The following is a 21,537-nucleotide window of genomic DNA, read 5'->3' as shown; positions in this document are numbered from 1 at the left end:
CCAGGATGCTGCTTTACCCCAGGCTGTTCATCTCCCGCGATCATTTCGCGTTGCGCATTTGTCGCACAATGACCGTGCTGGCCGTGCTGGCCGTGCTGTCGGGCGTGACCGCTTGCGGCGCAGGCGGGTTGTGGATGAACGGCAATCCCGCTGCGACCCGGCACCTCAGCCCGCCGGGCCACGAGTGGACCCGGCCGGATGCGAGCGTCCTGGTACGCGACCTGGATTGGCAGGCGTGCGGTGGCCAACGAAGTGGGAACATTTCGGCAGACCGGCGAGGGGCTACTCCTCAAGAGGATGCCGAGCTTTCGCGCGAGAAACTCTACGCTGCGCAACGTTGCATGTTGGGAAAGGAGTATCACTACATCGGTTCCTGCGAAGGCGATATTCCGGGCCGCTATCCCGCCTGCCAGTCCGGTTCGGGGAGATTGCTGCATGATTGAGCCGTCTGCGCAACGACAGATCAGAGCGGCTGGAGCTGCATTGGCAGTCGCGTTGCTGTCCGGTTGCGTGATTGGCAATGGCCGCATCTGTGGGCCGCAGACACCGATGATCTACTGCGATAAAGCGGCGTATGAGCGGCTGGCCAACCCACCTTCATTGATGGAAAGCTGGCAGCACCCGTCCAATACACCTGAAGCGCGTCAGCTCGACTGGGTGTCCTGCGGGGGTACGGAGAAGGGGAACTATGCGGTGTTGCCAGGCACTACAGGTGCTGAGACGGCCGCGCGCTCCGGTGCGACATTCGATCAGATTCAACGTTGCATGATGGGTAAACAGTATCAGTACACCGGTACCTGCCAGGGTGAGATTCCCAGTCGTTTCCCTGCATGCCAGCGTGCGGAGGGGTCCGTGTCGCAGCGCTGATGCGCCGAGGCGTATGCGGTCCTCCATCCAGTGCATATCACTATCCTTGGGAGCCAGAACATGCAGTCATTCTTTCGTCCACTATCTGGATCGTCTGCCCGCCTCGCGCTTGGTTTGACTCTCCTGGGCATCGCCGGCGCAGCGTGCGCTGATCCTGAGCTGCTCGAATCGCCGCAGTCGGCACAAGCGGTGCGATGCGCGGCCTTCTACATTGATGTTCCCTCGGCAGGCAATCCCGTGGCCAACCTCATGCTGGGCTCGGTGGTGAGCAAGGCTGCATGGATGGATCAGTTGAAGGCGCTCATGGCCCGTGGTGCCGAGCCACCGATGACCCGCCTGGTCGTCGCCGGTGAGAGCGAAGATGTCACACGAAAAGCAGTCCAGTCGGCGCTAGGCAGCTTCAAGCAGCAGCGCCTTTCCTATCTGACCCTCACGGTCGCAGGCCAGTCGCCGAAGATGCAAGGGCTGCAACGCAGCGCCGAGCAGCTTGGCATCACTTTCCGCGCGGCGACCCCTGAACGCTCGGCCGCATCACCCGAGGCACGGGCGGATGCGTATCTTCGGAGCGTGTGTGATTGAGCTGCACCCACGCGCCGTCACCGCCCTGTGCCTGGCCCTCAGCCTCAGCGCCTGCGGCATCGGCGGCATGTGGATGAATGGCGATCCATCGGCCAGCCGTACCCTCGTGCCGCCACGCGACACCTGGCAGAAGATGGGCAATGACGGCGCGGCCCGCGATGCCGACTGGCGCGAATGTGGTGGGGCCGCCAATGGTGGTTACCACGTCTCCACGCCGGAGAAGTCCAGCGCGGCGGTGATCCAGCAGGCCCTGGGCCGCACGTTCGATGATCTGCAGCACTGCATGATGCGCAGCGGGTACCGCTACACCGGCAGCTGCGAAGGGGAAATCCGCAGCCGCTACCCGGCCTGCCAATCGCCAGGCACAAAAAAACCCGGAGGACAGTGATGTCTTCCAGGCTTGATTGTGACCATCAGATGGTCGGGGAGACAGGATTCGAACCTGCGACCTCTACGTCCCGAACGTAGCGCTCTACCAGACTGAGCTACACCCCGTAAGGAGCCGCCTATTGTATCGATCCCGCCGGTCGGCGGCAAGGGGGGATCGCGTTTTTCACCTTCGGTGCCGTGTTGCCACGGCCCTTGATAAAGAAGCCTGGAAACGTGTTCCCAGGCTTCAATACGACCACCGAAGTGGTCGGGGAGACAGGATTCGAACCTGCGACCTCTACGTCCCGAACGTAGCGCTCTACCAGACTGAGCTACACCCCGAAGGAGCCGACAAGGATACGGTGTGAAGACCCGATCGGCAACCTTTTTTTAGCCTTCTTCGTGATCCGTACGGCTCTGCTCGCGGGCTTCGAACCACATGCCGTTGAGAATGGCCACTACCGAGGCCAGCCCTGCACCCAGAATCCAAGCGAAGTACCACATGGTAAGTCTCCTATGGCGCCGTGGGGCGCATCAGTAAGCGTTGGGGTTGTCGCTCATGTCTTCGGCCGTGGTCTTGCCCTTCATCACGCGGTAGACCCAGGAGGTGTAGGCGATGATGATCGGCAGGAAGATGGCCGTGGCGATGAGCATGATCCCCAGGGTCAGGTGGCTGGAGGAGCTGTCCCAGACGGTCAGGCTGGAGCCCGGCTGGCTGGAGGAGGGCAGCAGGAACGGGAAGATTGCAAAGCCGACGGTCAGGATGATGCCGGTGATCGAGGCCCCCGAGGCCACGAAGGCCAGGCCGCCACGGCGGGCCCGCAGCAGTACCGCGCTGGCCAGCGCACCCACTAGCCCGAGGATCGGGGCCAGCAGGGTCAGCGGCATGCTCTGGTAGTTGCGCAGCCAGCCACCGGCCACCGCACCGACGGCAGCGGTCTTGAGCAGCGGGTTGGTCGGGCCATCGGTGACCACCTGCGAGGTGATCTGGTAGCCCGGCAGGCCGAAGGCCACCCAGACGCCGGCCAGGGCGAACAGCACGAAGGTCAGCACCGCCGCGACGCTGCCATAGCGGGCCGAGCGCTCGGCCACCGGGCCGTCGGTCTTGAGCACCAGCATCGCCGCACCATGCGAGACCACCATGGCCACGCTCACCAGGCCGGCCACCAGGGCGAACGGGTTGAGCAGGCCGATCAGGGTGCCGGTGTAGAAGATGCGCATGCTGTCATCGAAGTGGAACGGCACGCCGACCAGCACGTTGCCCACCGCCACGCCGGCGATCAGTGCCGGCAGCAGCCCGCCGACGAACAGCGCACGGTCCCAGTTCTCACGCCAGCGCTTGCTGGGCATCTTGCTGCGGTACTTGAAGGCGACCGGGCGGAGGATCAGCCCGAACAGCATCAGGAATACCGCCAGGTAGAAGCCGGAGAAACTGACCGCGTACAGCGGCGGCCAAGCGGCGAAGATCGCACCGCCACCCAGTACCAGCCACACCTGGTTGCCTTCCCACACCGGGCCGACGGTGTTGATAACCAGCCGGCGTTCGTCATCGGTCCGGGCCACGAACGGCAGCAATGTGCCCACGCCGAGGTCGAAACCGTCCATCACCGCCCAGGCGATCAGCAGGATGCCGAGCAGCAGCCACCAGATCACGCGGAGCGTGGTGTAATCGAGTCCAATGAATTCCATCTGGGTTCTCCTGCCTTACGCCCGACCGTGGGTCGGCGCAGCGGCATTGGGGGAAAGGGACGTGGCTGCAGCCTGCAGCGACGGCAGGATGTCGTCCGGGCCCTTGCGGATCGCCTTGAGCATCAGCTTGACTTCGATGACCAGCAGCACCGTGTACAGCCCGGTGAACACCGCCAGCGTGGTCAGGATTTCATGCAGGGCCAGGCCCGAGGCGGCGTAGAAGGTCGGCAGCACGCCGTCCACCGCCCACGGCTGGCGGCCGTACTCGGCCACGAACCAACCGCATTCGATCGCGATCCACGGTGCCGGCAGCGACCACAGGGCGAGCTTGAGGAACCAGCGCTTGTCCTGGAAGTTGTGGCGGCACGAGTAGTAGAAGGCCAGCGCGAAGAAGGCGATCAGATAGAAGCCCAGCCCGGCCATGATGCGGAAGGTCCAGAACAGCGGGGCGACCCGCGGCACGGTGTCCATCGCGGCCTTGGAGATTTCTTCCGGGGTGGCGTTGAGGATGTCCTCGCGGTAGCGCTTGAGCAGCAGGCCGTGGCCCAGATCCTGCCAATGACGGTCGAACATCTCACGCGCTTCGGCGTCGTTCTTGTCCTTGCGCACGCGTTCCAGCGCGCCGTAGGCCAGCTGGCCACCCCGCACGCGGTGCTCGGCACGTTCCACCAGCTCCAGGATGCCCGGGATCGGCTGGTTCAGCGAACGGGTGGCGATCAGGCCCATCAGGTAGGGGATCTTGATCGCGTAATCGTTCTGCTGGGTGGTCTGGTTCGGAATGCCGAAGGCGGTGAAGTCGGCCGGGGCACGCTCGGTTTCCCACATCGCTTCGATCGCGGCCAGCTTCATCTTCTGGTGTTCGCTGGCGGCATAGCCGCTTTCATCACCCAGCACCACCACCGACAGCGAGGAGAGCAGGCCGAAGGCGGCCGCCACCGCGAAGGAGCGACGGGCCATGTCCTTGTGCTTGTTGCGCAGCAGGAACAGGGCGCTGATCGACATCACGAACACCGCGCCGGTCACGTAGCCGGCGCTGACCGTATGCACGAACTTGGCCTGCGCCACCGGGTTGAACAGCACGGCGGCGAAATCCACCACCTCCATGCGCATCGTTTCCGGGTTGAAGATCGCGCCGGTCGGGTTCTGCATCCAGCCGTTGGCGATCAGGATCCACACCGCCGAGAGGTTGGTGCCCAGGGCCATCAGCCAGGTCACGGTGAGGTGCTTAACCGGGCTCAGGCGCTTCCAGCCGAAGAAGAACAGACCGATGAAGGTCGCTTCCAGGAAGAACGCCATCAGGCCTTCGATCGCCAGCGGGGCGCCGAAGATATCGCCGACGTAATGGCTGTAGTACGACCAGTTCATGCCGAACTGGAACTCCATCACGATGCCGGTGGCGACGCCGATGGCGAAGTTGATGCCGAACAGCGTGCCCCAGAACAGCGTCATCTGGCGCCAGACCTGTTTGCGGGTCATGACGTAGACGCTCTCCATGATGGCCACCATGAACGACAGGCCAAGCGTGAGGGGAACGAAAAGGAAGTGGTACATCGCGGTCAGAGCGAATTGCAGCCGCGACAGTTCTACGACTGTCTGATCAATCATGGCCTGGCTACCTCGTTGGGTTTTGCCGTTTCAGGTGGCGGGAAGGGGGGTCTACGGGGTGAATTCTGTGACCAGCAACTTCAAACAGCCTTGATTCAGATCAATGTACAAACGCACTCGCACGGGGATCGTATGCCATCCCGCCCCTGCGACCGCTGGCCGCACGGGGGCGGGGCCAGCACCTACTACAATCGACGGAACCTCCCTGTGGCCGCCAGTGACTTGTTTTGAGCATACCCCCCGACGCGTCGATTGTTGAGACAACCGCCCTGCGCCGGCAGCGCCTGCACTGGCTGGGCGGGCTGGCCGCCGCCGCGCGCGGCAAGCAACGCCTGGCGGCGATCTGCATCTGCCTGTCCGGCGCGCTGCTGATCGGCCAGGCGGCCGCCATTGCGTGGCTGATCCAGGCCGTGCTGGTCGATCACCGCCCGCTGGCCGAGGCAACGCCGGTCCTGCTGGGGCTGCTGGCGGTGCTCGGCATCCGCACCCTGTTGGGCAGCGCGACCCAGGCTGCCGCTGGCGATGTTGCCGATGCCGCGCGGCTGGCCCTGCGTGAACGGGTGTATCAACGGCTGCTTGGCCGCGGTCCGCTGTGGCTGCGCCAGCAGCGCACCGGTGAGCTGGGCGAACTGATGCTGGCTCACGCCGATGCGATCGAGAATTATTACGCCGGGTACCAGCCGGTCCGCATCGAAGTGGTGGTAGTGCCGCTGCTGATCGCGATCGCCGTGGCCTGGACCGATTGGGTGATCGCGCTGATCCTGCTGTTCACCGCGCCGCTGGTGCCGTTCTTCATGATGCTGGTCGGCTGGGGCGCTGAAGCGGCCGGGCGCGCGCAGTTGGGCGAACTGGCGCGGATGAGCGGCCACTTCGCCGATCGCATCAAGGGCCTCGGTCTGCTGCGCCTGTACGGGCGCGGCGAGGCCGAGCTGGACGGTGTGGCCAGCGCGGCCGAAGGGGTGCGCGAGCGCACCCTGAAAGTGCTGCGGATCGCTTTCCTCTCTTCGACGGTGCTGGAGTTCTTCGCCTCGGTGAGCGTCGCGATGGTCGCGCTGTACCTGGGCCTGAGCTACCTGGGCCTGATGTCGCTGCATGCGCAGGTGCCGACCCTGGGCGTGGGCATGTTCTGCCTGCTGCTGGCACCGGAGTTCTACGCGCCGCTGCGGCGATTGGCCGCGCACTATCACGACCGCGCCAATGCGCTCGCCGCCGCGGCGGAAGTGGAGCGCCTGCTCGGCGAGCTGCCTGCCGCAGCCGTTGTCGATGACGCACCGCCCGCCACCGCGCGCGCGCCGGAGCTGTTGGAACAGCACGCGCCCCCGGTGGTCGTACGCGACGTGAGCCTGCGCCCGCTCGGTGCGCACCACGATGTGGTGCAGCACCTTTCGTTCCAGATCGAACCGGGGCAACGCGTGGCGCTGGTCGGGCCCAGTGGCAGCGGCAAGAGCACGCTGCTGGAAGCGCTGGCCGGGTGGCTGCCACCGCGCGAGGGCAGCATCGTGCTGCGCCCCGGGCTGGACGTGGGCTATGCCGGTCAGCGCCCGTATCTGTTCCACGGCACCATCGCCGACAACCTGCGCCTGGCCGCGCCGGGGGCGACCGACGCGCATCTGCACGCGGTGGCCGAGGCGGCGCAGGTGATGCGCTTCGCCGCCGCGTTGCCGCTGGGGCTGGACACGGTGATCGGCGAGCGCGGCTTCGGCTTGTCCGGCGGCGAGGCGCGCCGGATCGGCCTGGCGCGGCTGTTGCTGCGCGATCCACACCTGCTGCTGCTTGACGAGCCGACCGCCTTCCTCGATCCGGAGACCGAAGCCGATCTGCTGCGCACCCTGGCTGCCTTCGCGCGTGGGCGCAGCGTGGTGATCGCCACGCACAGCGAAACCGCCATGCGGTGGGCCGACACCCGCCTGACATTGACCGCCGGCGGTGCACGCCTGGCCTCGGAGGTGTCGCCATGAAGGCTGCCCGGACCGATTCGCTGAAGGGGGTGTTCGCCCGGCATCGCGGCCGGTTGCTGCTGACCGTGCTGCTGCTGTGGACCACGATGCTGGCCGGTACCGCGTTGCTCGGGCTGTCCGGTGGGTTCCTGACCGCCGCCGCCTTGGCCGGGGCGGCCGGGCTCGGCAATGGCTTCAACTTCTTCTCGCCCTCGGCGGGCATCCGCGGGCTGACCATGGCGCGGATCGTGTCGCGCTACTTCGAAAAGCTGGTGGGCCACGATGTCACCCTGCGCATCGCCCGCGACCTGCGCGTGTGGTTCTTCCGTCGCGCGCTGCCGCTGGCGCCGGCCCGTCTGGCGGGGGTGCGCACCGGTGAACTGCTGGCGCGCCTGATGTCCGATATCGGCGAGGTCGACGGCCTGCTGGTGCGCGCGATCGGCCCGCTGCTGGCGCTCGGTGGCATCTCGCTGGTCGCGGTGGTGGCGGCCGGCATCATCTATCCGCCGGCGGCCGGCCTGCTGGCGCTGCTCGCAGTGCTGATCGGCGTCGGCGTGCCGTGGTTGACCGTGCGGGGCGCCGCGGACCAGGAGCGTGACCGCGCGCTGCACCGCGCGCAGCTGCGCACGCAGTCGTTCGAAGGCCTGGAAGGCGCGGCCGACCTCGCCGCGCTGCAGGCGCGCCAGCATTGGAACCAGCGCGTGCTGGTGGCCGCCAAACAGCTGAAGTCGCGCGACAAGCGTCGCCGCTGGCGGTTGATCAGTGGCAATGCGCTGCATGGCCTGTGTGGCGCGGGGGGGCTGGTGGCGATGCTGTGGCTGGCCCTGCACGCCTTCGAGCGTGGCAGCGTGGATGCCGCGCTGGCGGCCGCACTGGTGTTCCTGACCGTGGCACTGCTGGAGCTGTGGGCCGGCATCGGGTTGGCCTGGCAATCGTGGTTGTCCGGTCGCGTCGCCGCGGTGCGGCTGGAGGCCATCGTGGATCAGGCGCCGGGCGTGGTGGAAGCCGATGCGCCGGTGGCCGTGCCATCCGTACCCGCAACGCTGCGGTTCGAACAGGTGGTGTTCCGCTGGCCCGGCCAGGCGCGCGTGCTGCTGGACCATGTGCAGCTGGAGCTCGCGCCGGGCGAACGGATCGCGATCCGCGGTGACAGCGGCAGTGGCAAGACCACGCTGTCCTCGTTGTTGCTGCGGCTATGGGATCCCGAGGCGGGCAGCGTGCGTTACGGCGATGCCGATATCCGCGGATTCGCGCAGGCCGATTGGCATCGCCAGATTGCCTGGCTGCCGCAGAATGCGCCGGTGTTCGCCGGCACGGTGGCGGACAACCTGCGGCTGGGCGATGTAGCGGCCAGCGACGCGCGCCTGTGGCAGGTGTTGGCAGAGGTACGACTGCAGGCGTGGGCCGAACAGATCGGCGGGCTCTCGGCATGGGTGGGCGAGAACGGCGCAACCATGTCCGCCGGGCAGGCGCGGCGCCTGGCGCTGGCACGTGCGCTGCTGCGCGATGCGCCGATCCTGCTGCTGGACGAACCGACCGAAGGCCTGGACGTGGATACCGCGCATGCGCTGCTGCAGGACATGGTGGCGGCGCTGGGCAATCGCAGTCTGCTGATGATCACCCACGACGAACTGCCGGGCGGCATCGTGCATCGCAGTTATCGTTTGCGGGATGGAAAGCTGACATAAGCCTTCTTCCTGCAGGGACCGCAGGAAGCACAGTGCCTGCGAACTGTCTGGCCAATGCAATGCGCTTGACCTAGGATCGTGGTTCAACGTGAACAAGGATGTTGAGCATGAATCGCAGGGTCGCATTCGTCTTTTTGCTGGGTCTCTTCAGCGGTGGCGCTTCGGCGGACACCGTCTGGAAAGGCACCAGCGTGAATTCGATCACATCGGGCACGGGCGACATTCTGGAAACCCAGGGTGGGGCGCTCAGCGTGTCCGCCGAATCGACCGGCACGGAAAACTTCGTCGGCGCCATCACCGCGATGGATGCAGCTCCTTACCGGGGCCGGGAGGTGGTTCTGGCCGGCACCATGTCGGTCAAGGATGGCGCAGGCCGTGCCGCGCTGTGGATGCGTGCGGACGGGGCAAACGGCCGATTGGCGTTTGCAAGCTCGGCTGGCACGCCCGTGCGCGCCGGTGAGGGGCCACAGGCGAGAGAACTCCGGCTGTACATTCCGTCCGGAACGACCAGCCTCAAGCTCGGTGCAACACTGGACAGTGCCGGGCATGTCGTTGTCGAGAAGATGACGCTGACGGCGGAGGCGGCCACGTCGGGCGGAGTTTCCGCCTATGACATGGTGGAGTACGCCCTCGCTGCCATTCGCGACAATGCGTTGAACGCCGCGAACGTCGATTGGGAAGCCGAGCAGCAGACGCGTCTGACGCCGGCACTGAAACGCCTCCCCGCACAAGAGGCCTATGGCAGCATCAGAGCGGTTCTGGATCTGCTGGCAGATCGCCATAGCTTCCTGCAACACCCCAGGGAAGCCGCCGCCTACCGCCAGTCCGCTGTTGCATCGAGAGACATCGAGGCCAGACAGATGCAGGACATCGGCTACGTCCTGGTGCCGGGCCTGCGCGGGACCGAAGCCACTGCCGCTGAAGCGGTTACCACCGGGCTCTGTGAGCACATCGAACGATTGGCGCCGACGTCACCCAAGGGCTGGATCGTCGATCTTCGCCAGAACACGGGCGGCAACATGTGGCCGATGCTGAGCGGGCTGCACGCGTTGCTGGGCAACGGAAGCATCGGCGCATTCCGGGACCGGGAGGGCGTTGCCACCGCGTGGCGCCCACGCGCCGGCCGTGCCTGCTCAGTCGACCTTTCCAGCAGCCGCGTGGCCGTTCTCGTCGGCCCGAAGACGGCAAGCTCTGGAGAAGCGGTGGCCGTCGCCTTCCGGGCCCGCCCTGGCACCCGATTCTTCGGGCAGCCGACGGCCGGTCTCGCAACGGCCAACCGTTCCTATCCGCTGCCTGATGGTGGCGCGCTGCGGTTGACGAGGGCCGTGATGCTTGATCGCTCGGGTGAAGCCTATCTGGACGGGATAAAACCCGAGGAGCGCGTTTCAAGTGATCAGGACGCCATCGACATGGCGGCTGCGTGGCTTCGCTCGTCGCCATGAAGCAGCGCTGCGTGCACGCAATGTTCCAGGGTCATGCCCGCAGCAGCACCGCAAGCGCCGAGACGTTGGCCAGCACGCACAGGGCGAACACCCATTGGAAGGCGCTCTTGCGATGCTTGTGGCGGAACACCGACTGGCCCAGCAACGCGCCAGGCCAACCGCCCGCGAAGGCCAGCAGTTGCAGGGTGCGTTCGGGTGTGCGCCAGTTGCCCAGGCGTGCGGCACGTTTGTCATGCCCGTAGAGCGCAAAGGCGACAGCACTGGTGAGTGCGTACCATGCGGCCAGCCACTGCGGTAACAGCCCGGTCACCGCCATCGCGATCACCGCGCCGATCACCGCCAGCGCCAGATAGCGGCGCGCGCGCGTCACAGCCCGTGCAGGAAACCGCTGACCGCCGGCCCGAACCGGGCGAAGTCGACCAGGAACGCATCGTGGCCCTGCGGCGAATCCAGCCCGATGAACTGTGCGTCGGCACCACCGGCGCGCAGGCCATCGGCGATCTGCTGTTGCTGCTGTACCGGGAACAGGATGTCGGTGTTGGCGCCGATCGACAGCGCCTTGTCCACCTGGATCTTCGCCAGCCCGGCCATGACGTCGCCGTCGGCGTATTCGGCCAGGTCGAACCAGTCCATCGAGCGGCTCAGGTACAGATAGCAGTTGGGATCGAAGAAGCGCACGAAACGGCGTGCGTGTCCCTCCAGATAGCTTTCGACCTGGAACTCCAGGCCGAACGGATCGTCATCGGCCTGATCCGAATCCAGGCGCACGCGGCCGAAGCGGCCGTCCCATTCCAGGGCGGACCGGTACGTGATCACGCCGAGCTTGCGCGCCATGCGCATGCCCGATTCCGGATAGGCCTGATCCGTATAACGACCGCCATTCCACTGCGGATCGAGCCGGATCGCTTCGCGCTGCAGCGAGCGGATCGCGATCGAGAACGGCAGCGCCTGGGCACTGCCGGAAATGTTGATATGGCTGCGTGCGATGCCCGGATGCAGCAACAGCAGCGCCAGCGCGGTCATCCCGCCCATCGAGTTGCCGATCACGCAGGCCAGTTCGGTGACGCCCAATGCGCGCACCACCTCCACCGCCGCACGCGCGCCATCTTCGATCGACAGCTCAGGAAAGCGCAGGCCATACAGCTCGCCGGTGGCCGGATCGATGCTGGCAGGGCCGGTCGATCCCTTGCAGCTGCCCAGCGAGTTCACGCAGATCACGAACCAGCGATCCGTATCGATCGGCTTGCCAGGGCCGACCATCGCCTCCCACCAGCCGGCGGCCGGGTTGTCGGCGTTGGCCGCGGCATGCGCATCGGGCGAGAGCCCGGTGACGATCAATACCGCATTGCCGGCATCGGCAGCGAGCGTGCCCCAGGTTTCGTAGGCAACGTGCGCACCGCGCAGTTCACCGCCGCGCTTGAACGCGAACGGCGAGGGCAGGGCGTGATAACGGGTGCCGGGGGGAATGAATTCAGTCATGCACGCAGTTTAGCCGGGCGCCGCGATGGCGCCGTAGTGGTGAGCGGCACGCTGCGTCGCGGCCGCGCATCGGTCAGGGGCGATCAAACACCAGGGACACCGGCCCGGCGTGGGGCAGGCGCACCCGTACCGGCGCGGTTTCCACATCGTCCGGCTGGCGGTTGGCCTGGCCCGAGCGCGACAGCCGTGCCACTACCTCGACCTCCTGCAGCTGGGACAGCGTGCTGGTTGGCATCGGGCTGTCGCCATCGCCGAGCGTGACCAGCAACGGCAACCGGCTGGCCGGATGTTTCTGTACGGCGATAGGCATCGGCGGGCCGTCCGGCGCGCGCGCGATCACGAACACTGTGGCGTTGGCCAGCGCCGGATCCGGAGCGGTTTCCGACGCGAACCGCACCTGTACCGCGAGCGCGTGGTTCCCGGCCGCCGCAGGGGCCGCCGCAGGGGCCGGCGTCTCCGGCAGGGGCGGGAGGCCGGCATTGCCGCGCGCGATGGCGATCTGCTCGCGCAGCGCGCGCGCCGCGCCCGGCTCCAGCCGTGGCAGCAGCGCTTCCCAGGCGTTCGCTGCCTCGGCGTCCTGCCCGCGCTGGCGCAGGGCGATGCCGATCAGCCAGCCGGCGCGTTCGCTCTCCGGCGCGAGCGCGTTGGCGTGGCGCAGCCATTGCAGGGCCTGGTCATCGAATTGTTTGCCCGGCGCTGCCTGGGCCCGTGCCTGGGCCGCTTCGACCAGCACGCCAGGGTCGTCCGGCGCGAGCCGCACGGCCCGGTCGAACGCCGCCGTGGCCTCGTCCAGCTTGCCCAGCGCCAGCTGCGAGCGGCCGAGCAGTGCCCAGCCATCGGCGCGTTGCGGATCTTTCGCCAGCGCCTGCTCCAACGCCTGGATGCCATCTTCCAGCGTGGCGGGCTCGTCGTTGGCCGCGGTCCGCTCGGCGGCATCCGGCGTGCCGACCAGCAGGTACAGCGCGCCACCGGCCAACCCAAGGGCCAGCATCGCGATCACGAAGGGGCCGCGTTGGCCGCCTGCACGCAGCGGACGCAACACGAAAGCAGCGACGGCAGCGGCGACGACCGCAGCGCTCAGGGCCATCCAGAGACTCACCAGCGCTCCTCGCTCTTGTCCATCGGTTCGATCCCACGGCTGCGACGGCGCACCACCCAGATCAATACGCCGGCACCGATCAGCAATGCCACCGGCGGGCCGAACCAGAGCAGCGCATTGCGGGCCTCCATCGGCGGCCGGTACAGCACGAACTCGCCATAGCGGTCGACCAGGAACTGCTTGATCTGTGCATCGCTGTTGCCCTGCTGCATCAGCACCAGCACTTCCCGGCGCAGGTCGTGCGCGATCTGCGCATTGGAATCGGCCAATGACTGATTCTGGCACTGCACGCAGCGCAGCTCGGCAGCCAGCGCATGGAAACGGGCTTCCTCGGCGGCGTCGCGGTACTGCAACGGGGTCGGGTCGGAGACGGCCTGCGCCATCACCGGCAACGCCACGGCCAGCGTCAGCGCGATCAGCACGACGCTGGCCAGCCGGACAAGGCGGTTACGGCGAAGCGGGGAGCTGCGGCTGGGCATCGGCATGGGCACGCTCCACCTTTTCCAGTTCCGGGATCAGCTGGGTATCGATCACGCGCTGGCTGAGCGCGCCGCTGTACTTCCAGCGCACCACGCCGCTGGCGTCGACCAGGAAGGTCTCGGGCGCGGCGGTGACGCCCCAGTCGATCGCAGTGCGGCCTTCGATGTCGCTCAGCACCAGCACGAACGGATTGCCCAGCTGTTCCAGCCAGCGCAGCGCATCGGCCGGCTCGTCCTTCCAGTTGTAGCCGATCACGCGCACGCGCTTGGTTTCGGCGAATCGGGTCAGGATCGGATGTTCGTCACGGCAGGCCGCGCACCAGCTGCCCCAGACATTGAGCACATACGGGGCGCCGCGCAGCTCGGTGCTGCTGACCTTGATCTGTGGATCGTGCAGCACCGGCAGTTCGAAGGCCGGGGCGGGCTTGCCGATCAGCGCCGAGGGCAGCACGTCGCGGTCCGGTGCGCCGGATTTCATCACCCCGTAGATCATCAGCCCCAGCAGCCCGAAGAAGAACAGCACCCCGATGACGATGGCCACGGGCGGCAGCGGACGGGAGGCGGGGCGGGGATCGGACACGGGAAACTCCTAGGGACGACGGAAACGACGATCGGCAGCGGTGACGAAACCGCCCAGCGCCATCAGCAGCGCGCCCAGCCAGATCCAGCGGACGAACGGTTTGATGTGCACGCGCACGGCCCATGCATTGTTGCCCAGCGACTCGCCGAGTGCCACGTAAACATCGCCGTTGAGACGGGCGTGGATGCCGGCTTCGGTCATCACCTGCCCGCCACTGGCGTACAGGCGTTTTTCCGGATGCAGCAGGGCCAGCTGGCGGTCATGCTGGAACACGCGCAGGTGGCCGCGATCGGCCACGTAGTTCGGTCCCTGCTGGTGGTCTACGCCTTCAAAACGCACCTCGTACGTGCCCACCACGAGCGACTGGCCCGGGGCCAGCGCGACTTCGCGCTGCACGTTCAAGGCCTCCACCAGCAGCGCGCCGGCCAGGAACACGGCCACGCCACCGTGGGCAAGCAGCATGCCGACCATTTCGGCGGTGAACTTCCCATTGCCGCGCAGGCGGGTCCAGACGAAGCGCCCGGTACCCAACGCCACCCAGGCCGCACCGGTCACGCCGGCGGCGGTCTTCAACGCGCCCTGCGGCGCCATGAAGTAGGCGACCACGCCGAGCAGCACGGCCAGCCCGGCCCACGGGGCTAGCATCGCCAACCGGCGCGAGGCCTGGTCGCGCTGCCAGTTGACCAGCGGCCCGAACGGCAGCAGCGCCACCAGCGGCGCCATCAACACCACGAACAGCGTGCCGAAGTAGGGCGGCCCCACCGACACCTTGCCCAGACCCAGGGCATCGGCCAGCAACGGGTACAGCGTGCCGAGCAGGACCATGCCGCAGGCCGCGGCGAGCAGCAGGTTGTTGGCCAGCAGCAGGGTCTCGCGCGAGGTCGGCAGGAAGCCGCGGCGCGGGTCGTCACTGGTCAGCGCACCGGCGCGCAGCGCGTACAGCAGCAGCGCGCCGCCGATCACCAGCGCAAGGAAGATCAGGATGAAGGTGCCGCGCGAGGGATCGGCGGCGAACGAGTGCACGCTGGTCAGCACGCCCGAGCGCACCAGGAAGGTACCGAGCAGCGACAGTGCGAAGGCAGCGATCGCCAGCAGCAGCGTCCAGCTGGCGAAACTGCCGCGCTTTTCAGTGACGGCCTGCGAGTGGATCAGCGCCGCACCGGCCAGCCAGGGCATGAAGCTGGCGTTCTCGACCGGATCCCAGAACCACCAGCCGCCCCAGCCCAGTTCGTAATACGCCCACCAGCTGCCCAGTGCGATGCCGACGGTCAGAAAGCTCCAGGCCACGTTGGTCCACGGCCGCGTCCAGCGCAGCCAGCGCGCGTCCACGCGGCCTTCCAGCAGCGCGGCGATCGCGAATGCGAAGGGCACCGAGAAACCCACGTAGCCGATGTAGAGCATCGGCGGGTGGATGATCAGCCCGGGATCCTGCAGCAGCGGGTTGAGGTCACGTCCTTCCAGCGGCGCCGGAATGAGCCGCGCGAAGGGATTGGAGGTGAAGATCAGGAACGCGAGGAAGCCGATGCTGATGATGCCGAGTACCCCGAGCACGCGCGCGCAGACCTCGGCCGGCAGCCGCTTGGACCACAGCGCAACCGCGCCGCACCACAGCGCCAGCACCAGCGCCCACAGCAGCAGCGAGCCTTCATGCGCGCCCCAGACAGCCGAGTAACGGTAGGCCAGCGGCAGCAGCGAGTTGGAATTCTCGGCCACATAGCGCACCGAGAAATCCTGGGTGACGAAGGCTGCTGTCAGCACGCCGAACGCGCCCAGCAGCAGCGCCAGCTGGGCGTACGCCGCCGGTCGCGCCACCGCCATCCACGTGGCGCGGCCACGATGGGCGCCCCACAACGGCAGCACGGTCTGCAGCACGGCCATCAACAGCGCGGTGACCAGCAGGATCTGCCCCAGTTCCGGCAGCACTCAGTACGTCTCCGGTGCCGGCACGGGCACATCGTGTTTGGTGTGCGCCTGGCCCATTTTGTCGGCCACTTCCTTGGGCATGTAGGTTTCGTCGTGCTTGGCCAGCACTTCTTCGGCGACGAAGCGGCCGTCCTGCAGGCGCCCGGTGGCGACCACGGCGGTGCCCTCGGCGAACAGGTCCGGCAGGATCCGCGAGGTGACCACCGGCAGGGTGGCATCGCCATCGGTCACCACGAAGTGCGCATCCAGCGAGCCGGGCGCGCGCTGCAGCGAGCCTTTGACCACCATGCCGCCCAGGCGGAACCGGGCATGGTCGCCGGCATCACCGCGCAGCACTTCGGAGGGTGTGTAGAGGTAGGCGATATTGCGTTGCAGGGCCATCGCCACCAGCGCGGTCGCCAGACCGGAGGCCAGCACCAGCAGCATCACCCAGAGCAGGCGGCGACGCCGGACGGGATTCATCGGGTCAGCTCCGGCGCGAGCGGCGGTGCGCTGCCGGCGGCCGTGCGGGCCTGCTGGCGCTGCTGGCGGCGCGCGGCCAGGCGGCGCGCCCAGCGCAGGCGCAGCCAGGAACCGATGGCATCGCTGCCCAGGACCAGCACGAACACCGCATAGGCGGCGATCACATAGGGCAGGTGGGTCATGGGCGGGTGTCCTCCAACGGTGCACGGGTGCCGGCGGTGACCCAGGCCTTGCCGGCCTCGCGCAGCAGGTTGTCGGCGCGGGCCTTGGCCAGCAGCGAGCCGGCGAACCACAGCTTGGTGCCGATCACCATCAGCCACAGTGGCAGCGCCATGCTGGCATCCAGCGTGGACTCGCCGAACAGGCGGATGGTCTGGCCTTGGTGCAGGCTGCCCCACCATTCCACGGAATAGCGGATCACCGGCAGCAGGCTCACCCCGACGATGGACAGCAGGCCCGCCGCGCGCGCGGCGCTGCGACGGTCCTCGATGGCGTGGTAGAGGCCGATCACGCCCAGGTACAGGAACAGCAGGATCAGCTCGGTGGTCATGCGCGGGTCCCAGTCCCACCAGGTGCCCCAGGTCGGCTTGCCCCAGATGCTGCCGGTCAGCAGGGTGATCAGGGTGAAGCCGGCGCCGAGCGGGGCGCAGGCCATCGCCAGTACCTCGCAGGTCTTGATCCGCCAGATCAGCGCGATCGCCGCGTACAGCGCCATCAGCGCGAACACGAACAGGCTCATCCACGCGCTGGGGACGTGGATGTAAAGAATGCGGAAACTGTCCAGCTGCTTGGAATCAGCCGGCACGACGGCCAGCGCCTGCCAGATACCGACCAGCAGCACCGGTACCGCCGCCAGGTAGAACACCCGCGACCAGCGCGCGGCGAAGCGGTCGAAGGTGGGCGGGGAACCGAGTTGGTGGAACCAGCGGACGATCGGGTGCATGCGGCAGTGGCTATCCAACGAAAGGCGGCGATGAAACGGACGTGGAGTGGCTCGGCAACGGATGACGCGGAGGCAGGTGACGCTCACAACACAGCACACGCCACCGACAGTACGCCATACCGCTCAACTCAGCGAGATGCGGATCGCCGCGGCTGTCGCCAGCGGGGCCAGCACCAGCGCCACCACCAGCCCGGCGCCCAGCATCAGCAGGGCGCCGATCGGGTCCTGGCCGCGGGCGACCGCGGCCACGCTGCCCGCGCCGAACACCAGCACCGGCACATACAGCGGCAGGGCCAGCAGCGCCACGAGAATACCAGAGCGCCGGATGCCGACCGTCAGCGCGGCGACCACCCCGCCGATCAGGCTCAACAACGGCGTTCCCAGCAGCAACGATGCCAGCAACATCGGCAGCTGGTCATGCGGCAGATGCAGCATTTCCGCCAGCAGCGGCGACATCACGATCAACGGCAGGGCGGTGGTGACCCAGTGCACCAGCACCCGCACCAGGACCAGCCAGGCCAGCGGAACCGGGGCCAGCAGCCATTGCTCCAGCGAGCCATCTTCGGCATCGCTGCGGAACAGCGAGTCCAGCGCCAGCTGGCCGGCCAGCAGCACCGCCAGCCACATCACCGCCGCGGCCACGCGCGCCATCGCCTCCGGGTCGCGGCCCAGCGCCAGTGCGAACAGCACCACCACCAGCAGTGCGAACAGCAAGGGCTGCAGCGCATCGCCGCGGCGCCGCCAGAGCAGGCGCATGTCGCGGGCAATCAGGGCCCGCGCGGTCTGCCACAGACCCGGTTCGGTGCCTGGCGCGATCATGCCGCCGCTCCCAGGGTCAGCAGGCGCGTGCGCACCGGGGGGGCCGCGTAGGCGCCGTGGGTGGTGACCAGGGCGGCGCCGCCGCTGCGCAGGTGCGCGGAAATCATGCGGTTCACCAGGTTGATGCCGTCCAGGTCGAGATTGGCGTAGGGCTCATCGAGCAGCCACAGCGGCGCGGGCGAGAGCCAGATGCGGGCCAGCGCCAGGCGGCGCTTCTGGCCGGCCGAGAGCTGTCGCACCAGGGTGTCTTCATAGCCGGCCAGGCCGACGATCGCCAGCGCGTTGCCGGGCATCTGGCGGGCGCGGCGGCCGTGCAGTCCGCACAGGAAATGCAGGTTCTCCAGCGTGTCCAGGTCCGGCTTGAGTGCGGGCAGGTGGCTGAGATAGGCCACATAGTGGGCGCGCTCCTTGTGCCCGGCGCGCTTGCCATCGATCTCGACCTGGCCGCTGCCGGCGCGCAGCAGCCCGGCCAGCACCCGCAGCAGGGTGGTCTTGCCGGCACCATTGTCGCCCTGCACCAGCAGGGCTTCCCCGGCATCCACGTGCAGGTCCAGCGGGCCGAAGACGGGTTCGTCGTTGCGACTGAAGCCAAGGCCATGCGCGGCCAGCAACGGAGGGGCGTTCAAGGGGCGGGATCTTTGCACCGGAATGGGCCGCCATTGTATCGGGGGAACGGGTCGGATGATTTGCGTACACTGGGAGTTCCCCCGGTTCTTTCCCTGCTGCCGATGCAACCGCAAACCAAGCTGCCCAAGGTGGGCACCACCATCTTCACCGTGATGTCCCAGCTCGCCGCCGAACACGGCGCGGTCAACCTTGGTCAGGGCTTTCCGGATTTCTCCGCACCGCAGCGGCTGATCGATGAAACCATCGCCGCGATGCAGGGCGGGCTCAACCAGTACCCGCCGATGACCGGCGTGGCGCCGCTGCGCCAGGCCATCGCGCAGAAGTCGCTGGATCTGTACGGCGCGCAGGTTGATCCGGACACCGAGATCACCGTCACCAGCGGCGCCACCGAGGCGATCTTCAATGCCATCCACGCCGTGGTCCGCCCGGGCGAGGAAGTGATCGTGCTCGACCCGGCCTACGACTGCTACGAACCGGCGATCGACCTGGCCGGTGCGCGCGCCGTGCACGTACCGCTGGACCCGCAGACCTTCGCGGTGGACTGGGACCGCGTGCGTGCGGCGATCAGCCCGCGCACCCGGCTGCTGATGGTCAACACCCCGCACAACCCGTCCGGCGCGATGCTCACGGCCGATGACATGCAGGCCCTGGCCGATGTGCTGCGCGGCACCGACATCTACCTGATCTCCGATGAGGTGTACGAGCACATCATCTACGACGGTCGCCGCCACGAATCCTCGCTGCGTCATCCGGAACTGCGCGAGCGCGCGTTCGTGATTTCCAGCTTCGGCAAGACCTACCACTGCACCGGCTGGAAGATCGGCTATGCGATCGCGCCGCCGGCGATGACCGCCGAATTCCGCAAGGTGCATCAGTACAACACCTTCACCAGTTTCGGGCCGGCCCAGTACGGCTTCGCCGCGATGATCCGCGACGAGCCGCAGCATCATCTGGAACTGGGCGCGTTCTACCAGGCCAAGCGCGACCGCTTCCGCGAGCAGCTGGCCGGTACCCGGCTCAAGGCGCTGCCGGTGCCGGGCGGTTATTTCCAGCTGGTGGATTACTCGGCGATCAGCGATCTGCCCGACCACGAATTCGTGAAGTGGCTGACGATCGAGAAGGGCGTGGCGGCGATCCCGCTGTCGCCGTTCTATGAGACCGCGCCCGCCGGCCAGCGCCTGGTTCGCCTGTGCTTTGCCAAGAACGACGCCACGATGGACGCGGCGATCGAACGCCTGCGGGCCCTGTGATGAGCACAGTGACCGAGCTGCAGGACCTGCGCATTTCCCTGGTCCAGGGCGACACCCGCTGGCACGACCCGGCCGGCAACCGCGCCCATTACGGCGCGCTGCTGGCGCCGCTGGCCGGGCAGACCGATCTGGTGATCCTTCCGGAAACCTTCACCAGTGGCTTCTCCAACGACGCCATCGACAAGGCCGAAGGCATGGACGGCCCGACCGTGGCGTGGATCCGCGAGCAGGCCGTGCGGCTGGGCGCGGCGGTGACCGGCAGCGTGCAGCTGCGGGTAGGCGATGGTGTCTACAACCGTCTGCTGTGGGCCACGCCGGATGGCGAGCTGCAGTACTACGACAAGCGCCACCTGTTCCGTTACGGCGGCGAGCATGAGCGCTATGCCGCCGGCAGCCAGCGCCTGAGCGTGGAGTGGAAGGGCTGGCGGATCAATCCGCAGGTCTGCTATGACCTGCGTTTCCCGGTGTTCTGCCGCAACCGTTACAACGTAGAGCGCGCCGACCAGCTGGATTTCGATCTGCAGATTTTCGTGGCCAACTGGCCCTCGGCACGCGCCTACGCCTGGAAGACTCTGCTGCGCGCGCGCGCGATCGAGAACCTCTGCTACGTGGCGGCGGTCAACCGGATCGGCGTGGACGGCAACGATCTGCATTACGCCGGCGACAGTGCCGTGATCGATTTCCTGGGCCAGCCACAGGTGGAAGTGCGCGAACGCGAGCAGGTGGTCACCACCGCCATCTCGGCAGCGGCCCTGGCCGCGCACCGCGCGCGCTTCCCGGCGATGCTTGATGCGGACAGCTTCAGCCTGCAGGAACGCAGCTGAAACGGTAGTGCCGGCCGCTGGCCGGCTCTGTACGTTGCAGGATTGCCTGGAGCCGGCCAGCGGCCGGCATTACCCGGGCCGCACGGCTGAACAGACGCCCGATGCGCGCGATGTGCATCATCCGCGCCACACGCGCACGCTGCTAGATTCGGCGCGTTACCCCTTCAGTACGAGCGGACCCGCATGAAGAAGTTCTCCCTGGCATTGATCGCATTGGCCGGTATCTCGGCCGTCCCGGCTGCGCAGGCCGCCGGCAACATCGATTGCGAGCTGCACTACAACCTGGCCGGGTGGTCGGTGCTGTACAAGACCGCTTCCGGCACGGGCACCATCCAGTGCGACAACGGCGCGCGCATTCCGGTCAAGATCACCGCCAAGGGCGGCGGCCTCACCGTGGGCAAGTCCAAGATCGTCGATGGCAAGGGCAAGTTCTCCGGCGCCTACTCGGTCAACGACCTGATCGGCTCCTATGCCGCCGTTGAAGCGCACGCCGGCGCTGACAAATCCAGCAATGCCCAGGTCATGACCAAGGGCGATATCTCACTGGCCCTGGCGGGCACCGGCAAGGGCTGGGACCTGGGCGTGGGTGTAGGCCGCTTCACCATCGAGCGACGTTGAGGGGTAGAGCCACGCCACGCGTGGCTGCACCACCGTCTCGGGCATGACGCGCAGCCACCCATGGGGTGGCTCTACACGACCGGGTTGATCGCCGCCCGCGCGGACCCAACAAAAAACCCCGGCCGAAGCCGGGGTTTTTTTGTGTCACTGATCAGCCGCCGCGCGGGCCGCCACCACGGTGACCGCCGCCGCCCGGGCCACGGTTGCCGCCGGGACGACCGCCCGGGCCGCCCGGACCGCGACCACCCGGGCCACCCG

General features: G+C 67.4%; 24 protein-coding genes and 2 tRNA genes. 10 read left to right on the top strand and 16 right to left on the bottom strand.

Translation table 11 applies throughout. The annotated features are described in order from the left end of the window. The first annotated feature begins 5 nt into the window (after positions 1 to 5). From HMPREF3113_RS00700 to HMPREF3113_RS00690, 4 genes are read left to right on the top strand one after another with little or no spacing between them, the layout of a single operon-like run. A complete protein-coding gene (locus HMPREF3113_RS00700) occupies positions 6 to 443 on the top strand; it encodes a hypothetical protein (RefSeq protein WP_070470138.1) in 438 nt (145 codons plus the stop codon). Beyond that, the gene (locus tag HMPREF3113_RS18510) at positions 436 to 867 is read left to right on the top strand and encodes a hypothetical protein (protein WP_139146268.1); all 432 of its coding nucleotides are present in this window, start codon (positions 436 to 438) and stop codon (positions 865 to 867) included. Before HMPREF3113_RS00700 ends, HMPREF3113_RS18510 begins: the two co-directional genes overlap by 8 nt. A 60-nt stretch (positions 868 to 927) precedes the next feature. Further along, positions 928 to 1,446, top strand: coding sequence for a hypothetical protein (locus HMPREF3113_RS18505; protein WP_139146267.1), 519 nt, complete (start codon positions 928 to 930; stop codon positions 1,444 to 1,446). Beyond that, a complete protein-coding gene (locus HMPREF3113_RS00690; protein WP_070470133.1) occupies positions 1,439 to 1,834 on the top strand; it encodes a hypothetical protein in 396 nt (131 codons plus the stop codon). Before HMPREF3113_RS18505 ends, HMPREF3113_RS00690 begins: the two co-directional genes overlap by 8 nt. 30 nt (positions 1,835 to 1,864) lie before the next feature. Here HMPREF3113_RS00690 and HMPREF3113_RS00685 read toward each other — a convergent pair. The 5 genes from HMPREF3113_RS00685 to HMPREF3113_RS00665 form a co-directional block, all read right to left on the bottom strand. Then, positions 1,865 to 1,941: transfer RNA gene (locus HMPREF3113_RS00685), tRNA-Pro, on the bottom strand. 139 nt (positions 1,942 to 2,080) lie between these two features. Further along, positions 2,081 to 2,157 (bottom strand) — tRNA-Pro (locus tag HMPREF3113_RS00680). A 48-nt stretch (positions 2,158 to 2,205) separates the two neighbouring features. Next, positions 2,206 to 2,319 carry a cytochrome bd-I oxidase subunit CydX gene (gene cydX, locus HMPREF3113_RS00675; RefSeq protein WP_019182852.1) on the bottom strand — a complete coding sequence of 38 codons (114 nt, stop codon included), beginning with the start codon at positions 2,317 to 2,319 and terminating at the stop codon, positions 2,206 to 2,208. Positions 2,320 to 2,349: 30 nt separating this feature from the next. After that, a complete protein-coding gene (gene cydB, locus HMPREF3113_RS00670; protein ID WP_019182853.1) occupies positions 2,350 to 3,504 on the bottom strand; it encodes a cytochrome d ubiquinol oxidase subunit II in 1,155 nt (384 codons plus the stop codon). Between the two features lie 15 nt (positions 3,505 to 3,519). Beyond that, entirely contained in the window at positions 3,520 to 5,109 is a 1,590-nt protein-coding gene (locus HMPREF3113_RS00665) for a cytochrome ubiquinol oxidase subunit I (protein ID WP_019182854.1), read from the bottom strand. Between the two features lie 227 nt (positions 5,110 to 5,336). Between HMPREF3113_RS00665 and cydD the strand changes: the two genes are divergently transcribed. The 3 genes from cydD to HMPREF3113_RS00650 all read left to right on the top strand — a co-directional run bounded on the left by cydD (position 5,337) and on the right by HMPREF3113_RS00650 (position 10,176). Beyond that, positions 5,337 to 7,067 carry a thiol reductant ABC exporter subunit CydD gene (cydD, locus tag HMPREF3113_RS00660; protein WP_070470130.1) on the top strand — a complete coding sequence of 577 codons (1,731 nt, stop codon included), beginning with the start codon at positions 5,337 to 5,339 and terminating at the stop codon, positions 7,065 to 7,067. Continuing rightward, positions 7,064 to 8,734: a thiol reductant ABC exporter subunit CydC gene (cydC, locus tag HMPREF3113_RS00655; RefSeq protein ID WP_070470127.1), complete on the top strand. Its 1,671-nt coding sequence runs from the start codon at positions 7,064 to 7,066 to the stop codon at positions 8,732 to 8,734. The genes cydD and cydC overlap by 4 nt, the downstream gene beginning before the upstream one ends. A 107-nt stretch (positions 8,735 to 8,841) precedes the next feature. Continuing rightward, positions 8,842 to 10,176 (top strand): S41 family peptidase, encoded by a 1,335-nt coding sequence (locus tag HMPREF3113_RS00650; RefSeq protein WP_070470124.1) that lies wholly within the window; start codon positions 8,842 to 8,844, stop codon positions 10,174 to 10,176. A 31-nt stretch (positions 10,177 to 10,207) separates the two neighbouring features. Here HMPREF3113_RS00650 and HMPREF3113_RS00645 read toward each other — a convergent pair whose 3' ends face one another. The 11 genes from HMPREF3113_RS00645 to ccmA all read right to left on the bottom strand — a co-directional run bounded on the left by HMPREF3113_RS00645 (position 10,208) and on the right by ccmA (position 18,586). Further along, positions 10,208 to 10,492, bottom strand: a complete 285-nt coding sequence (locus tag HMPREF3113_RS00645; protein WP_046273308.1) for a DUF1294 domain-containing protein — start codon at positions 10,490 to 10,492, stop codon at positions 10,208 to 10,210. Positions 10,493 to 10,542: 50 nt separating this feature from the next. Then, the gene (locus HMPREF3113_RS00640; protein WP_070470121.1) at positions 10,543 to 11,655 is read right to left on the bottom strand and encodes a homoserine O-acetyltransferase MetX; all 1,113 of its coding nucleotides are present in this window, start codon (positions 11,653 to 11,655) and stop codon (positions 10,543 to 10,545) included. Positions 11,656 to 11,728: 73 nt separating this feature from the next. Beyond that, positions 11,729 to 12,757 carry a tetratricopeptide repeat protein gene (locus HMPREF3113_RS00635; protein ID WP_070470215.1) on the bottom strand — a complete coding sequence of 343 codons (1,029 nt, stop codon included), beginning with the start codon at positions 12,755 to 12,757 and terminating at the stop codon, positions 11,729 to 11,731. After that, positions 12,751 to 13,137 carry a cytochrome c-type biogenesis protein gene (locus HMPREF3113_RS00630; protein WP_046273306.1) on the bottom strand — a complete coding sequence of 129 codons (387 nt, stop codon included), beginning with the start codon at positions 13,135 to 13,137 and terminating at the stop codon, positions 12,751 to 12,753. Before HMPREF3113_RS00630 ends, HMPREF3113_RS00635 begins: the two co-directional genes overlap by 7 nt. Before the next feature lie 64 nt (positions 13,138 to 13,201). Further along, a complete protein-coding gene (locus HMPREF3113_RS00625; protein WP_070425522.1) occupies positions 13,202 to 13,813 on the bottom strand; it encodes a DsbE family thiol:disulfide interchange protein in 612 nt (203 codons plus the stop codon). Positions 13,814 to 13,822: 9 nt separating this feature from the next. Further along, positions 13,823 to 15,736: a heme lyase CcmF/NrfE family subunit gene (locus tag HMPREF3113_RS00620; RefSeq protein ID WP_070470118.1), complete on the bottom strand. Its 1,914-nt coding sequence runs from the start codon at positions 15,734 to 15,736 to the stop codon at positions 13,823 to 13,825. Beyond that, the gene (ccmE, locus tag HMPREF3113_RS00615) at positions 15,737 to 16,198 is read right to left on the bottom strand and encodes a cytochrome c maturation protein CcmE (RefSeq protein WP_019182864.1); all 462 of its coding nucleotides are present in this window, start codon (positions 16,196 to 16,198) and stop codon (positions 15,737 to 15,739) included. Continuing rightward, positions 16,195 to 16,380: a heme exporter protein CcmD gene (gene ccmD, locus HMPREF3113_RS00610; protein ID WP_019182865.1), complete on the bottom strand. Its 186-nt coding sequence runs from the start codon at positions 16,378 to 16,380 to the stop codon at positions 16,195 to 16,197. The genes ccmE and ccmD overlap by 4 nt, the downstream gene beginning before the upstream one ends. After that, on the bottom strand, positions 16,377 to 17,141 hold the full coding sequence (gene ccmC, locus HMPREF3113_RS00605) for a heme ABC transporter permease CcmC (RefSeq protein ID WP_019182866.1): 765 nt from the start codon (positions 17,139 to 17,141) through the stop codon (positions 16,377 to 16,379). The genes ccmD and ccmC overlap by 4 nt, the downstream gene beginning before the upstream one ends. A gap of 123 nt (positions 17,142 to 17,264) precedes the next feature. Next, positions 17,265 to 17,960 (bottom strand): heme exporter protein CcmB, encoded by a 696-nt coding sequence (gene ccmB, locus HMPREF3113_RS00600; protein WP_019182867.1) that lies wholly within the window; start codon positions 17,958 to 17,960, stop codon positions 17,265 to 17,267. Next, complete coding sequence (gene ccmA, locus HMPREF3113_RS00595; protein ID WP_070425518.1) at positions 17,957 to 18,586, bottom strand: heme ABC exporter ATP-binding protein CcmA; 630 nt, start codon at positions 18,584 to 18,586, stop codon at positions 17,957 to 17,959. Before ccmA ends, ccmB begins: the two co-directional genes overlap by 4 nt. Before the next feature lie 102 nt (positions 18,587 to 18,688). On the opposite strand from ccmA, the gene HMPREF3113_RS00590 reads away from it, so the two are divergent. From HMPREF3113_RS00590 to HMPREF3113_RS00580, 3 genes are all read left to right on the top strand, one after another. Continuing rightward, positions 18,689 to 19,837, top strand: a complete 1,149-nt coding sequence (locus HMPREF3113_RS00590; protein ID WP_070425517.1) for a pyridoxal phosphate-dependent aminotransferase — start codon at positions 18,689 to 18,691, stop codon at positions 19,835 to 19,837. Next, positions 19,837 to 20,661 carry an amidohydrolase gene (locus tag HMPREF3113_RS00585; protein ID WP_070470115.1) on the top strand — a complete coding sequence of 275 codons (825 nt, stop codon included), beginning with the start codon at positions 19,837 to 19,839 and terminating at the stop codon, positions 20,659 to 20,661. Before HMPREF3113_RS00590 ends, HMPREF3113_RS00585 begins: the two co-directional genes overlap by 1 nt. A 183-nt stretch (positions 20,662 to 20,844) precedes the next feature. Next, a complete protein-coding gene (locus HMPREF3113_RS00580) occupies positions 20,845 to 21,279 on the top strand; it encodes a hypothetical protein (RefSeq protein WP_019182871.1) in 435 nt (144 codons plus the stop codon). Positions 21,280 to 21,537 lie beyond the last annotated feature (258 nt).

The sequence above is a fragment of the Stenotrophomonas sp. HMSC10F06 genome, from assembly GCF_001807865.1.
Lineage (GTDB): Bacteria > Pseudomonadota > Gammaproteobacteria > Xanthomonadales > Xanthomonadaceae > Stenotrophomonas > Stenotrophomonas bentonitica_A.
Note: the sequence above shows the minus strand (reverse complement) of the source record. Positions and strands in the feature narration are given on the sequence as shown.